Source organism: Metallibacterium scheffleri (assembly GCF_002077135.1).
GTDB lineage: Bacteria > Pseudomonadota > Gammaproteobacteria > Xanthomonadales > Rhodanobacteraceae > Metallibacterium > Metallibacterium scheffleri.
This window is the reverse complement of sequence record NZ_LDOS01000001.1, coordinates 1,012,501-1,026,434: the sequence shown is the minus strand read 5'-3', so window position 1 is coordinate 1,026,434 and position 13,934 is coordinate 1,012,501. Positions and strand designations below refer to the sequence as shown.

Genomic DNA, 13,934 nt, shown 5'->3' with positions numbered 1-13,934 from the left:
ATGCCCCCAGCCGCAAACGGTTCGTGACGATGCCCGGTGCCGCCAGACAGGAACGCTTGCCTCAGCCCATCCGCGCCATCGTCGGCCGGCGCGGCATGGCGTGGATCGCGCTGCTGCTGGTGCTGCTGATGTCGGCGCCGGCCAGCCACGCGCTGGACGCCAACACGCGCTTCCGCGATTACGTGCTCAACAACTGGAGCAGCGCGCACGGCTTGCCGCAGATCAGCGTGCTGAGCATCACCCAGGATCGCGACGGATTCCTCTGGCTGGGCACGCAGAACGGTGTCGCACGCTTCGATGGCCAGCGCTTTCAGAGTTATGAACGCGGCAACACCGGCGTCGACCTGAGCATGGTCGATGCCGCATGGGCCGATGCCGCGGGCGCGGTCTGGTTTGGCACCGGCCAGCATCTGGTGCGCGAATATCGCGGCGACTTCGAACATTGGCCCAGCGCGGCGATCTACGCCATCCGCGGTGACGCGCAGGGGCAGCCGCTGCTGGCCACGGCTGCCGGCGTGGGGATCTGGCGCAACGGCCGCCTGCAACCGATCGCCGGCCTTGCCGGGCCATTTTTCGCGCTGTTGCGCCAGGGCGACGTGCTGTGGGCTGGCGGCCTGAACCGGCTGTGCCGCAATAACGCAGGCCACACCCGGTGCTTTGCGCTGCCCGCCGGCGCAAGCCGCCGCGTGACTGCACTGGCCTGGGATGCGGGGCGACTGTGGGTGGGTACCAGCGCCGGCCTGCTGCAGTTCGATGGCCAGCATTTCAGTGCGCGGCCACCTTTGCCGCGACTGGCCACGATCGACATCCAGAGCCTGCTGTGTGATCGCGCCGGCAACCTGTGGATCGGCAGCATCGCCGCCCTGTACCGGCGCTATCCCGATGGCCGCGTGGAACAAATCGCCAAGGGGACTTTTCCGCCGAATCCCTGGATCGATGCGATCTTCGAGGATCGCGACGGCAATCTGTGGCTGGGCAGCCACACGCAGTCGCTGTACCGCGTGGCCGACAGTTGGACCGCGCGCTATGGACAGGATGCCGGCCTCGATGATCCCTTCGTGTGGACACTGGCTGCCGGCGCAGACGGCAGCATCGATATCGGCACCAATGGCGGTCTGAGCAAGCTGGCCGATGGCAAGGTAACCACGCTGGTGCCGGCCGGCGCCCTGCCCAATCCCGGCGTCTATTCGCTGTATCGTGACGCGCAGGGCGCGTTGTGGATCGGCACGCGCGGTGGCGTGGCGCTGTGGCGTCAGGGCAGGCTGAGCCTGCCACCGGTGCTGGCACCGCTGCGTGCCTGGCAAATCAACCTGATCGACGAATACCCGCGCGGAACGTACTGGTTCGGTACCCAGGGTGGCCTGTACCGGCTGCAGGCCGGCGCGCTGACACGCTATGGCGCCAGTCCCGGCAGCGCGGCGGCGCGCATCCGCGCGTTGCTGCCGCTGGCCAATGGGGCATTGCTGCTGGGCACCGAGGATGGCGTGCGCGAGCTGCGTGCCGGGCACATCTCGGCACCCGCATGGGCAATGCCGCTGCGCGGGCATTTCGTGACTTCGCTGGGCTGGCTCGATCACGACACGCTGCTGTTGACCACGCTTGATGCCGGGCTTGGCCTGTTGCGCAACGGCCATCTGCGGCTGCTCACGCAACAGGACGGTCTACCCACGGACAATGCCTGGGCCTTCGCGTCACACGGCAGCGAGGTTTACTTCTCCAGCATCAAAGGGGTGTGGCGTGTGCCGTTGCGCATGCTGCTGCAGCCTCCGGCCGCGGCTCCAGGCATCCGCGCGCAGCGGGTGCTGACTGGCAACAACCGCATCGGCAGCGAAGAGCGCACGCGCTGCTGCAACGGCGGCGGCGGCGGACGCATGCTGCGCGTCGGCGACACCTTGTGGCTGCCCTCGATCAACGGCGCGCTGGCGCTGGATATGGCCGCCGTGCGGGCGCCACCGGCACCAGGCACGCCACGCATCGAGCGCCTGCATCACGTACAAGCCTGGTATGCAACGGGTGCGACAACGCGCATACCGCTGGGCGCACGCAACGTCGAGATCGAATACACCGCGCCATATCTGAACAACGCCGCGGCACTGAATTTTCGTTATCGCCTGACCGGTTATGACAACGCCTGGATCGCGGCCGGCGCACGCCGCGTGGCTTGGTACACCCACCTGCCTCCCGGGCGCTACCGCTTCGCCGTGCAGGCACGCGTCGACCACAATGCATGGTCGGCGCCTGCGACGCTGCAGATCGCGATTCCCGCGTACTGGTACGAATGGCGCTGGCTGCAAGTCCTGGCAGGACTGCTGCTGGTGGCGCTGCTGCTGCTGGCCGCGCGTTGGCGTTGGCAGCGCCAGATGCAGCAACAGCAACAGTTGGAAGCGCTGGTCGCGCAGCGCACCGAGGAACTGCGTCGCGCCAATCAGCGCCTGCGTCAGGCCAACGACGCGCTGACCGCGGAAAGCCTGAGCGATCCACTCACTGGCCTCGGCAACCGGCGCCTGCTTGCACAAAGCTGGCACGAACTGCGGCGCCAGCCGCGTCTGGCGGTGATCCTGATCGATCTGGACCATTTCAAGCGCATCAACGACCGTTACGGACACGCTGTGGGCGATGTCGTGCTGCGCGAAGTGGCGATGCTGATCCAGCGCCTCAAGGAACCGCAGGATATGGCGCTGCGCTGGGGCGGCGAGGAATTCCTGCTGTTGTTGCCGGGGTTCGATGCGCAGCGTGCATTGATGCTGGGCGAGCGCATACGCCTCGCGGTACGCGCGCACCGGTTCAGTGACCCGTCACTCAACGATGTGCAGGTGACCTGCTCGCTGGGCATCTCGCACTGGCCTCTGCTGCCCACGCTGCGCGAGCGCGATCTCGGCGGCAGCATCGAATTGGCCGATTTTGCCATGTACAGGGTCAAGAGCCATGGCCGCGATGCCACCGCTGCGCTGGTCCCTGGCGCACAGGCCACGCCGATGCTGCTGACCGCGCCGGCCACCGATATCGAGCGCCTGGTCCATGCCGGCGTGCTGCATTGGCTGGCTCCCTGCTGAGCACATGACTTCGTGTAGCCAAAGCCTGTTCCGTGCTGCACGCGGCTGCGCGACAATGAGCGACCTTCGCGTCACCCGAGTCCGCGCCGATGCCCGCCCATGCCTGTGACGACCCGCTGCAGATCGGCGTGCGTCAGTTCAACTCCCGCCTACTCACCGGCACGGGCAAATTCAAGGATCTGCGCGAGACCCGTCTGGCCACCGAGGCGGCCGGCGCCGAGATCGTCACCTTCGCCGTGCGGCGCATGAATCTGGGGCAAGACGCGACGCAACCCAATCTGCTCGATGCGCTGCCGCCGACGCGCTACACCCTGCTGCCCAATACCGCCGGCTGCTACGACGCGGCCGAAGCGATACGCACCTGTCGTCTCGCACGTGAATTGCTTGATGGCCATACCCTGATCAAGCTTGAAGTGCTGGGTGATGCGCGGACGCTATTCCCCAACGTGATCGAAACGCTCGCCGCCGCCGAGCAACTCGTGGCGGAAGGCTTCGAGGTGATGGTGTACACCAGTGATGATCCGATACTGGCACGGCGTCTGGAGGACATCGGCTGCGTGGCAATCATGCCGCTGGCGGCGCCGATCGGTTCGGGACTCGGTATCCAGAATCGCTACACGTTGCTGGAAATCATCGAAAACGCCAAGGTGCCGGTGATCGTCGATGCCGGCGTCGGCACGGCATCGGATGCCGCCATCGCCATGGAGCTGGGCTGCGCCGGGGTGCTGATGAATACGGCGATTGCCGGCGCGCGCGATCCTCTGCTGATGGCGCGCGCGATGCGCGCCGCGGTGCAGGCCGGACGCGATGCCTACCGCGCCGGGCGCATTCCGCGCAAGCGCTGCGCCAGTGCGTCCAGCCCGATCGACGGCATGGTCGGGTGAGCATGCAAGTCGCAAATACCTCGGGCGCGCAAACGCGGCCGATCCGCAGCTTCGTGCGTCGCGAGGGCCGCATCACCCCGGCGCAGCGGCGTGCTTTCGCGCTGCATTGGCCGCGCTATGGCCTTGATTACACCGGCCAGCTCCGCGACCTCGATCAGTTATTCGGGCGCCACGCGCCACGCGTGCTGGAGATCGGCTTTGGCAATGGAGAGGCCATGGCCGCGAGTGCCGCAGCCGATGCCGCACGTGACTATCTTGGCATCGAGGTGCACCGCCCCGGCGTAGGGCGCCTGCTCAATGCGCTGGCCGCAGCGAACGCGAATAACGCGCGCCTCTACTCGCATGACGCCGTCGAGGTGCTGCGCGATGAGTTGGCAGCGTCCAGCCTCGATGAAGTGCGCATCTGGTTTCCCGATCCATGGCACAAGAAGCGCCACCACAAGCGGCGCCTGATCCAGCCGGAGTTCATCGCGTTGCTGGCCAGCCGCATGGCACCGGGCGGGCTGTTGCACCTGGCCACCGACTGGGCCGACTATGCGGCGCACATGCTCGCGGTGCTGGACGCCGCGCCGGGCTGGAGCAATTGCGTCGGCGCCGGCATGGCTGCGGCGCGGCCGACTTGGCGCAGCGCCACGCGTTTCGAGCAGCGCGGCCTGCGCCTGGGCCACGGCGTGTGGGATTTCCTGTTCCGCCATCAAGCCGACTGACTGAAGGAAGCGATCGACGTGCAAGGGGTCATGCAGCTCACGCCGGAAATGATTCTGGTCCTTGGCCTGGTCGTGTTCACCGTACTGATGCTGGCGCTGGAGTGGGTGCGCTCGGACATCACCGCGATTCTGGTGCTGGTGGTCATTGGTGTTACCGGACTGATCCCCACGCAGCAGGTATTCGAGGGCTTCGCCAACTCCGGTGTGCAGGCGATTCTGGCGGTGATGATCATGGGCGTCGGCCTGGATCGAACCGGCGCGCTCAACGCCGTGGCCACGGTGATCCTCAAGGCGGCGCAGGGTGCGCAGTGGCGATTGCTGGTCGTCATCAACAGCGTCACGACGGTGCTGAGCTCGATCATCCCCAGCCAGGCGCTGGCCGCACTGATGATCCCGGTGGCCTCGCGCGTATCCACGCGCAGCAAGGTGCCGTTGTCCAAGCTGCTGCTGCCGATGGCCTGCGTGATCCTGACGGGCACCAACACCACGTTGATCGCCAATACGCCGCTGATCATCCTCAATGGCCTGATCGAGAGCACCAACCGCAATTTGCCACCGGGCGCCAACACCATTCCATTGTTCGGCATGTTCACCGTCACCCCGATCGGCGTGGTACTGGCGGTGATGGGCGTGGGATTTTTCTGGCTGTTCACCGACAAGCTGTTCAAGCATGCGCCAGAGGACACCAGCACCACCACGCCAACGCGCACCGAGAGCTATTTCGCCGAGACCTACGGCATCGATGGCGATGTGCTGGAATTGATTGTCACCGCCGATAGCCCGCTGGTTGGCATGAGCGTGGTCGAGACGGAAGCATTGCCCGGCGCGCCGCTGATTCTGGCGATGAAGACCGGCAACGAATCGCGTCTATCGCCACCCGCCGACAGCATGATCTGGGTGGGCACGGTGCTGGGTGTGATGGGTCCACGCGAGTCCATCGGCAACTTCGCCAACGCGCACCAGTGTCGCGTGTCACCGCGACTGCGCCAATTGTCGGACATGTTCAATACCACGCGCGCAGGCATCTCCGAGGCCGTGGTGCCGCCCAGTTCGCGCTTCATCAAGCAGACCGTGAACGATCTGCACTTGCGCAAACGCTATGGGATCTCGGTGCTGGCGGTGAATCGCGGCGACAAGGTATTTCGCGATGATGTGCGCAACGTGAGCCTGCGCGGCGGTGACACGCTGGTGCTGCACAGCGCCTGGACCGACTTGACGACGCCACGCGAGGAACACGACATCGTCGTGGTGACCGACGTGCCGCAGGAAGAGGCACGGCCCGGGAAGATCCGCGAAGCACTGTTCTTCTTTCTGTTGGCCAAGTTCCTGGCGCTGACCGAACTGTTGCCGCTGCAGGTGGCATTCTGGGTTGGCGCCGCGGGCATGCTGGCCACTGGCGTGATCACGCCCAACGAAGCCTATCGCTCAGTCAACTGGAAGACCATTTTCATCACCGCGAGCCTGATGCCGCTGGGCTGGGCCATGGATCAGACGGGCGCCGGATCCTGGTTGGGACAGGAATTGATGGTGCACATCGGTCACCTGCCTCAATGGGGCATTCAGGCCAGCGTGGCGGTGCTGGCGCTGGCGCTGTCGCAGGTGATGCAGAACGTTGGGGCAACCGTGGTGATGGTGCCGATCGCGATCAATATCGCGCTGGCCACGGGCGGCAATCCGACGGCTTACATCCTGATCACCGCGATGTCGGTATCCAATACGTTCTTGATTAGTTCTGCGCATCCGGCGCTGACCATGGTGGCCGGACCTGGCGGCTATCGCGGCAAGGACTATCTGCGCGTCGGCCTGCCGCTGACGCTGGTGTATCTGCTTACCACCATCGTCGGCGTGGATTTGCTGTACAAGGCGTTTTAGCTAAATTGCGTCGTCGCTAGCCAGCCACAACTCGTCGCCGCGGCGCTCGATCGCTACCGGCTTCAACGCCTCGCCACGGCATGGGCCGCCACGGCATGCACCGGTCAATGCAGCGAAACTGGCGCCGTGCGCGGCACAGGTCAACACCCCATCCTGCAGCAGGAATTCACCAGGCGCCCAATCCAGGCGTCGACCCGCGTGTGGACATACATTGAAGAACGCGGCAACCCGCCCGCCCGCGCGCGTCAAGAGAATATCCGCGCCGCCCAGCGCGGTCAGCGCATCCAGCGCCAGCGCACCACCATCGGGAATCTCGTGCCAAAGACACAGGCGCCGTTCATCGGTTTGGTGCACCATGCGTATCTTGCCGTTCGCCAAACGGCCATTTTTGCACGGAGCCTTCGCCATGCGTTCGCGCGTATTCATCATCAATCCGCCGCGTAGCACGCTGGCACGCATCCTGTGGCTGCTGGCACTGGCTGCGCTGGCGGTGATCGCACTTCTGTTCGGCGCTGTGATCGTGGTTGCCGCGGTGTTGCTGTTCGGCTTGGCCTGGCTGGTGCGGCGCGTCCTCCGCCCACGCCAAGCGGTTTCGCGTCATGCGGCTGCGGAGAACAGTGGCACGGTGATTGAAGGAGAGTTCGTGGTGGTCGAGAATGAACGCCATCAACTCCCCTGAGGCATTTCGTGCATCCGGGGTGCACCTGAGGCATTTGCGCGAGCACATCAACTCTGATGCGAGGTGCATGTGACGATCTGCGCGCCAACAGGCATCATCGGTGTGCCCTTGGCGTTGTGGGTGGTCGTCGTTCCGCGCTGCGACTATCCTTGATGCTTCCCTGCCACACCCGTGCAATTCATGACTTTCATGCAACAGCTTGCTGCTGCCTGGCAACGCAACGACTCCCTGCTATGTGTCGGTCTTGATCCTGAACCAGGGCGCTTTCCGGTCGCGCTGCGTGGACGACCCGATGCGCTGTTCGAATTCTGCAGCAATATCGTCGACGCCACGGCTGATCTGGTGTGCTGCTTCAAGCCGCAAATTGCGCACTTCGCGGCTAACCGTGCCGAGGATGCGCTCGAACGCCTGATTGCTCATATCCACGCACGGCACCCGGGCGTACCTGTGATCCTGGACGCCAAACGTGGCGATATCGGTTCAACCGCCGCGTATTACGCGAGCGAAGCGTTTGATCGTTACCAGGCCGATGCGGTCACCATCAACCCCTATCTGGGCGGAGATGCGCTGGCGCCATTTCTGCAGCGCGCCGACCGCGGCGCGATTCTGTTGTGTCGCACGTCGAATGTCGGTGCACGCGATTTGCAGGATTTGCTGGTCGACGGCAAGCCGCTGTACCAGCATGTGGCGCTGCGCGCCGCACGAGACTGGAATACTCACGGCAATTGCGCGTTGGTAGTAGGTGCTACCTATCCGGCCGAACTGGCGCAAGTGCGCGCACTGGTAGGTGACATGCCGCTGCTGGTGCCTGGCGTCGGCGCACAAGGCGGTGATGCTGAAGAAGTCGTCCTGCGCGGCAGCACGCCATCGGGTACTGGTCTCATGGTCAGCGCTTCGCGTGCAGTGCTATATGCCAGCAGTGGCGCCGACTATGCTGATGCGGCACGCGCGGAGGCGCAACGATTGCGCACGACATTGGGTGCAGCACGGTTCAAGACCCAGACCGTGGCTGGATGCTGAAACCGCACTGAACTTTCTTCGCTTCGACATGAACACGAGCCTGTCAAAAATTTTGTGTGTGAGGCATACCATGACGAACCAGAGCATGTATGCCAAGCAAGACGAAGAAGGCGGGGAAGGCCGCAGTGACCTTGCCCCCGGATTTCGTATCCCATAACCGTAGTGAGGGTCAGGCTTGGTTTGCCTGCTGGATTTGCCAGTGTTGCTCGAACTGCATCGGGCTGAGGTAGTTCAAAGTGGAGTGTAGTCGGGACTGGTTGTACCAGAGCAGCCAGGCGATCGTTTCATCCTTGGCATGGCGACGTGTGGCGAAGTGTTGTCCGTGCAGGCGCTCCACCTTCAGTGAACCGAACAGTGTTTCGCTGCACGCGTTGTCCCAGCAGTTGCCACGGCGGCTCATCGAGGCGGTGATGCCGTAATCCTTGAGTACATTGCGGAAGTCGTCGCTGGCGTACTGACTGCCGCGGTCGCTATGGAAGATCAGGCCGGCGTCCTTGCCCGGATGACGCTTGAACCACGCCATGCGCAGCGCATCGATGACGATGGTGCGGGTCATGTCCGCGCGCATCGACCAGCCCACCACCTGGCGGCTGAACAGGTCGATCACCACGGCCAGGAACAGCCAGCCCTCGTCGGTGGGGATGTAGGTGATATCACCGACCCACACCTTGTCCCGAGCGGCCACGGTGAACTGACGGTTGAGCAGGTTGGGCGCGATCGGCAAGTCATGGTTGCTGTCGGTGGTGACCTTGAACCGTTTCTTGCCCTTGGCGCGAATGCCGTGTTTCTGCATCAGCGTTTGCAGCCGCTGCTTACCCACGCGCACGCCATCGTTGCGCAGCTCTCGCCAGATACGTGGCCGGCCGTAGCTGCCGCGGCTCTGGCGGTGGACCGCCTTGATATGCACCAGCAGCGCCTCGTCGCTCAGGAAACGTCGCGGTGCGATGCTGGCCTGGCGTGCCACATGCGCGTGATAGCCGCTCACGCTGGCCCGCAGCACCCGGCACTGCACGGTGATCGGCCACTCCTGCCGATGCCGTTGGATGAAGGCGTACTTCACTTCGCACCTTTCGCGAAGTACGCCGTCGCTTTCCTAAGAAACACCCATCGCCGGAGCCTGCTGCAGCGTGAAGCCGAACTCAGCCGCGCGCCGATGCAGCTGCTTGACGACTCGCTCACGGTACTTGCGCTCGTAGCTGTCGGCTCCTGGGTCTTGATAGTTCATGCCGAAGCGCATGGCGTTGTAGAGCAGCACGGCAATCTTGCGGGCCGTTGCCGTGACGGCCTTGGCCTTGCCAACACGAGCGGATAGTCGACGATAGAACGCCCCCAATGCTGTGCTTGTGCGACCGATCGTGACGGCCGCGAGGCGAAGGTGCGCGCTGAGGCGATTACTGGTCTTGCGCGTACGCGACGACAGAACTTTGCCGCCGCTGATCTTGCACCCGGGAGACAAGGTCAACCACGACGTGAAGTGCTTGGCTGTTGGCCATCGACTGAGATCGGTACCGCACTCAGCGACCATCCGCAGGGCCAAGTAGGGGCCGACGCCATGGATCTGCGTGAGATCGACGCCCGTTATTTGGTAGAGAACGGGACGCGTGTCGAAGCTCATCGCGTTGGGCTGGATCGTCCTGTGTCGCGGCTTCTTGAGCGGCTCAGCGGGCGCTGACTTGTCAGCACTCAACATTGCCAAAACACGCTCGACCTCGGAGTCGCATTCGGCGATGCGGGCCTGGTAGAAGTCGTAGAGTTTCAGGGCCTGAGTCAACGCGAAGACGTGCTCCGACCTGTAGTTGCCAACCAGCGCAGCGCAAACCTTCTCGTTGTCCGCCTTGCAGCGGATATCTCGCATTGCAGCGAGTATTGCCGGATCACGCTCTCCGCCGACGATCGCGCGAATGATCTTCATGCCCGTCGCGCCGGTGACGTCGGAGACAACGTGCTGCAACTGCAAGTTCATCAGCGTCATCGCTTTCTGCATGTGCATGATGTGCGACGCCGCGAAGTCGGTAAGCCGCTCGCGCAACCGCAGATAGACGCGCAACGCGGCAATGTCTTGCCCAGGCCGGAAACTGGCGCGCAACAGACCGCAAGCGTGGAGCCGCTGAAGCCACTGCGCGTCGTTCACATCGCTCTTGCGGCCAGGGACGCTTCGGGCATCACGGGCGTTGGCAACGATGACGTCAATGCCATGGCTCTCGAGTACCTCGTAGACAGGCATCCAGTACACACCGGTGGATTCCATGGCAACCGTCGCGATGCCTACCGACGTTAGCCACTTCGCCATACGCTCCAGATCGCCGGTGAACGCCTGGAACGTCTGCACCGGTTCCTCACATAGATCGGGCGCCACAGCAACAACATGGAAGCGCGAGCCGACGTCGATGCCGGCCGCACGCTCATGGATGACGGGCAGTCCGGTTGGCCTTTCAGATCGCTTGGACATGATTTCCTCCGAGGTTGAGTGCGCCGGACGGGGACTCGGATCAGATCAATTTCCTAAACGGGGTCACACGAGGCGCCACCACAGCTTGGTCCGCAGCTTCCCCTGGGCCATGTTTTCTCACGGGGTCAAATGCCTCCAAAAAGCAAGCGGCCACTGCCCAGCGCAGTCGAAGCTTAGACCATGCTTGTTTCTATGCATCCGGGACGCGGCGAGTCGCGTGGGCGGTTTCCCAGGATGTCGCGCTCCATCTTGACCCGCGCCAGCTCGGCACGCAGACGGGTAATCTCCATCTGTTCGGTGCTCACCGGTTTGCTGTCAGCGCCAGTAAGACGGCCTTGCCGGCTTGCCTTGACCCAGTTGAACAGCGTTTGCTCGACCAACCCCAGTGTCTTGGCAACGGAGGCTTGGCTTTGTCCACCTTCGACCAGCCGCACCGCTTCTTGCTTGAATTCGAGCGTGTAGCGCGCCCGTGTCGTCTTCGTCATGTCGTTCTCCTTGCGTAGAGTGAATCACACGGCAAGGGATACGTTTCTCGGGGGCAAGGTCACACACACAAAAAACCTGACACGCCCTGACACCCCATGAACACTCCTGATGGCCTCTATTAGCCTTTTCGTAAGTGTCCGTGAAATCGGGGTAGAACCCCACAAAATCCTGGGAACTCCAAATGATATCGGCGGGGCAGCGCAAGCTGCCCCGCCGATACGTAGATGCACTGCATTAGGCCGACTGACCTCACGCAAGTGCGCACTAACTCCATCGGCTACATCGCACCAAAGCGGTATTCAGCCGAGATTGACGTCAAGCTGCCCGACAGCGGGAAGCCACTCTTGCTGGCGTGGTAGTAGTTGTAATTCCAGCCCAGGCTCCAGTTGCTATTGAAGTTGTAGCCAAATCCTGCACCGGTGTACCAACCCGTACCATTGCCGCTGTAAGCAACCGGAACTCCTCCGATTGGCTCTGCAGTGCGGCCGCTCCAGCGCAACAGCCCAGCACGGCCGCTGACATACCAGTTACTGGTGATGTCGTATTTGGCGGTTCCACCGAGGGTCCAGCCATGCAGCGTGGCATCGGGCAGAGCGACACCCGGATAAACCGAGCGCACACCATAATTACCCAAATTCACATAGCCAGCCTCGACTCCGACTTGAAATGCCGGAGCAACTGACCACCGGTAGCCGAGGTTAGCGTCATAGCCCATGTGATGGCGGCCGTAGTAGCTCTGGCCGAACCGAGCCTGACCTACCGAGCCATTGACGTACAGGCCGCTGTCTTCCGCATGGGAAACCATCGGTAGCGCAAGCACACCAGCCAAGGCAAGGGCAGCAAAGATCTTGTTCATGCAATTCTCCATCTTCTGTTGGGGGCGTCGCCGCGTGGGAATCGCGACGGCGGCGAACTCTGGCAGCAGACGGCTGAACACTCACTTGCCTGCCTGCGCGATACGCCGCAGCCACTTGAGTGAGGTTCATCAAGCTTAATTTCAATACTTGCAAGTTTATATATTCAGGCCTAAGACAGCCCCGTACGCGTTGCGCGCGCAGGACTATCAACGCTGCAATGTGATGTTCCCCAAAGCCGACGGGCCGATCGACTGATCGGCCCGTTGGGGGTATGAAGACCTTGGCGGTGACCTACTCTTGCATGGCTAGAGCCACACTACCATCGGCGCAGGTGCGTTTCACTTCCGAGTTCGGGATGGGATCGGGTGGGACCACACCGCTGTAGCCGCCAAGGAGGGGGAGCGGGCGGCGCTCAGAGCGCCGGCCCGGCAGGGGGTGGGAAGTGACAAGTGTGACTCTGGGTCGGCGTGACGCCGAGGCGAAGCACTTTGGGGTTATATGATCAAGCCGCACGGATCATTAGTACGCGTAAGCTGAACGCATTGCTGCGCTTACACATCGCGCCTATCAACCAGGTCGTCTACCTGGGTCCTTCAGGAGCCTTGAGGCTCGGGAGATCTCATCTTGGGGCGTGCTTCCCGCTTAGATGCTTTCAGCGGTTATCACTTCCGTTCATAGCTACCGGGCAATGCCTCTGGCGAGACAACCCGAACACCAGCGGAACGTCCACTCCGGTCCTCTCGTACTAGGAGCAGCCCCCCTCAAATCTCCAACGCCCACGACAGATAGGGACCGAACTGTCTCACGACGTTCTGAACCCAGCTCGCGTACCACTTTAAATGGCGAACAGCCATACCCTTGGGACCGACTACAGCCCCAGGATGTGATGAGCCGACATCGAGGTGCCAAACACCGCCGTCGATATGAACTCTTGGGCGGTATCAGCCTGTTATCCCCGGAGTACCTTTTATCCGTTGAGCGATGGCCCTTCCATACAGAACCACCGGATCACTAGGACCTACTTTCGTACCTGCTTGATCCGTCGATCTCGCAGTCAAGCGCGCTTATGCCCTTGCACACAGTGCACGATGTCCGACCGTGCTGAGCGCACCTTCGTGCTCCTCCGTTACTCTTTGGGAGGAGACCGCCCCAGTCAAACTACCCACCACACGCGGTCCCTGACCCGGATCACGGGTCGAGGTTAGAACGTCAAGCACATCAGGGTGGTATTTCAACGTTGGCTCCATGCGATCTGGCGACCACACTTCAAAGCCTCCCACCTATCCTACACAGACGAACTCAACGTTCAGCGTGAAGCTATAGTAAAGGTTCACGGGGTCTTTCCGTCTTGCCGCGGGAACGCTGCATCTTCACAGCGATTTCAATTTCACTGAGTCTCGGGTGGAGACAGCGCCGTTGTCGTTACGCCATTCGTGCAGGTCGGAACTTACCCGACAAGGAATTTCGCTACCTTAGGACCGTTATAGTTACGGCCGCCGTTTACCGGGGCTTCGATCAAGAGCTTCGCTTGCGCTGACCCCATCAATTAACCTTCCGGCACCGGGCAGGCGTCACACCCTATACGTCCACTTTCGTGTTTGCAGAGTGCTGTGTTTTTGATAAACAGTCGCAACGGCCAGTTCACTGCGACCCGCAGCTGCTCAGTGACGCACGTCACCACAGCCACGGGCGTACCTTCTCCCGAAGTTACGGTACCATTTTGCCTAGTTCCTTCACCCGAGTTCTCTCAAGCGCCTTGGGATTCTCACCCTGCCTACCTGTGTCGGTTTGCGGTACGGTCGTCGTCATCTGAAGCTTAGAGGTTTTTCCTGGAAGCGTGGCATCAGTGACTTCGTCCCATGCGGGACTCGTCTCGGTGCTCGGTGTATGAACCCCCGGATTTGCCTAAGGGTTCCACCTACCGCCT

Annotated in this window: 9 protein-coding genes, 2 rRNA genes and 2 pseudogenes (1 of these 13 running past the window's edge); 6 read left to right on the top strand and 7 right to left on the bottom strand. The window is 62.6% G+C overall.

Features of this window, described 5'->3' with window-relative positions:
• Window positions 1-56: 56 nt before the first annotated feature.
• From Mschef_RS04535 to Mschef_RS04520, 4 genes are all read left to right on the top strand, one after another.
• The gene (locus tag Mschef_RS04535) at window positions 57-3,053 is read left to right on the top strand and encodes a ligand-binding sensor domain-containing diguanylate cyclase (RefSeq protein WP_206780149.1); all 2,997 of its coding nucleotides are present in this window, start codon (window positions 57-59) and stop codon (window positions 3,051-3,053) included.
• An 89-nt stretch (window positions 3,054-3,142) separates the two neighbouring features.
• On the top strand, window positions 3,143-3,937 hold the full coding sequence (locus Mschef_RS04530; protein WP_081126595.1) for a thiazole synthase: 795 nt from the start codon (window positions 3,143-3,145) through the stop codon (window positions 3,935-3,937).
• Window positions 3,938-3,939: 2 nt separating this feature from the next.
• On the top strand, window positions 3,940-4,644 hold the full coding sequence (gene trmB, locus Mschef_RS04525) for a tRNA (guanosine(46)-N7)-methyltransferase TrmB (protein WP_081126594.1): 705 nt from the start codon (window positions 3,940-3,942) through the stop codon (window positions 4,642-4,644).
• A 30-nt stretch (window positions 4,645-4,674) separates the two neighbouring features.
• Window positions 4,675-6,516, top strand: a complete 1,842-nt coding sequence (locus Mschef_RS04520) for an SLC13 family permease (protein WP_242426446.1) — start codon at window positions 4,675-4,677, stop codon at window positions 6,514-6,516.
• Here the strand turns inward: Mschef_RS04520 and Mschef_RS04515 are convergent, their stop codons facing one another.
• Entirely contained in the window at window positions 6,517-6,873 is a 357-nt protein-coding gene (locus Mschef_RS04515; protein ID WP_081126846.1) for a Rieske (2Fe-2S) protein, read from the bottom strand.
• Window positions 6,874-6,922: 49 nt separating this feature from the next.
• Between Mschef_RS04515 and Mschef_RS04510 the strand changes: the two genes are divergently transcribed.
• Both Mschef_RS04510 and pyrF read left to right on the top strand, forming a co-directional pair.
• Complete coding sequence (locus Mschef_RS04510) at window positions 6,923-7,195, top strand: hypothetical protein (RefSeq protein ID WP_081126592.1); 273 nt, start codon at window positions 6,923-6,925, stop codon at window positions 7,193-7,195.
• 180 nt (window positions 7,196-7,375) lie between these two features.
• Window positions 7,376-8,215, top strand: a complete 840-nt coding sequence (pyrF, locus tag Mschef_RS04505) for an orotidine-5'-phosphate decarboxylase (protein WP_081126591.1) — start codon at window positions 7,376-7,378, stop codon at window positions 8,213-8,215.
• A 169-nt stretch (window positions 8,216-8,384) separates the two neighbouring features.
• Here the strand turns inward: pyrF and Mschef_RS04500 are convergent.
• The 6 genes and pseudogenes from Mschef_RS04500 to Mschef_RS04475 form a co-directional block, all read right to left on the bottom strand.
• Window positions 8,385-9,308 (bottom strand): annotated as a pseudogene (locus Mschef_RS04500) (IS3 family transposase); the annotation flags it as partial.
• Window positions 9,309-10,664 (bottom strand): IS110 family RNA-guided transposase, encoded by a 1,356-nt coding sequence (locus tag Mschef_RS04495; protein WP_081126590.1) that lies wholly within the window; start codon window positions 10,662-10,664, stop codon window positions 9,309-9,311. It abuts the pseudogene before it with no gap.
• A gap of 230 nt (window positions 10,665-10,894) precedes the next feature.
• A pseudogene (locus Mschef_RS04490) lies at window positions 10,895-11,149 on the bottom strand (transposase); the annotation flags it as partial.
• Window positions 11,150-11,427: 278 nt separating this feature from the next.
• Window positions 11,428-12,006, bottom strand: coding sequence for an outer membrane protein (locus tag Mschef_RS04485; protein ID WP_176212398.1), 579 nt, complete (start codon window positions 12,004-12,006; stop codon window positions 11,428-11,430).
• 279 nt (window positions 12,007-12,285) lie between these two features.
• A 5S ribosomal RNA gene (rrf, locus tag Mschef_RS04480) occupies window positions 12,286-12,400 on the bottom strand.
• 105 nt (window positions 12,401-12,505) lie between these two features.
• Window positions 12,506-13,934, bottom strand: a 23S ribosomal RNA gene (locus Mschef_RS04475); it runs 1,446 nt beyond the window's last position.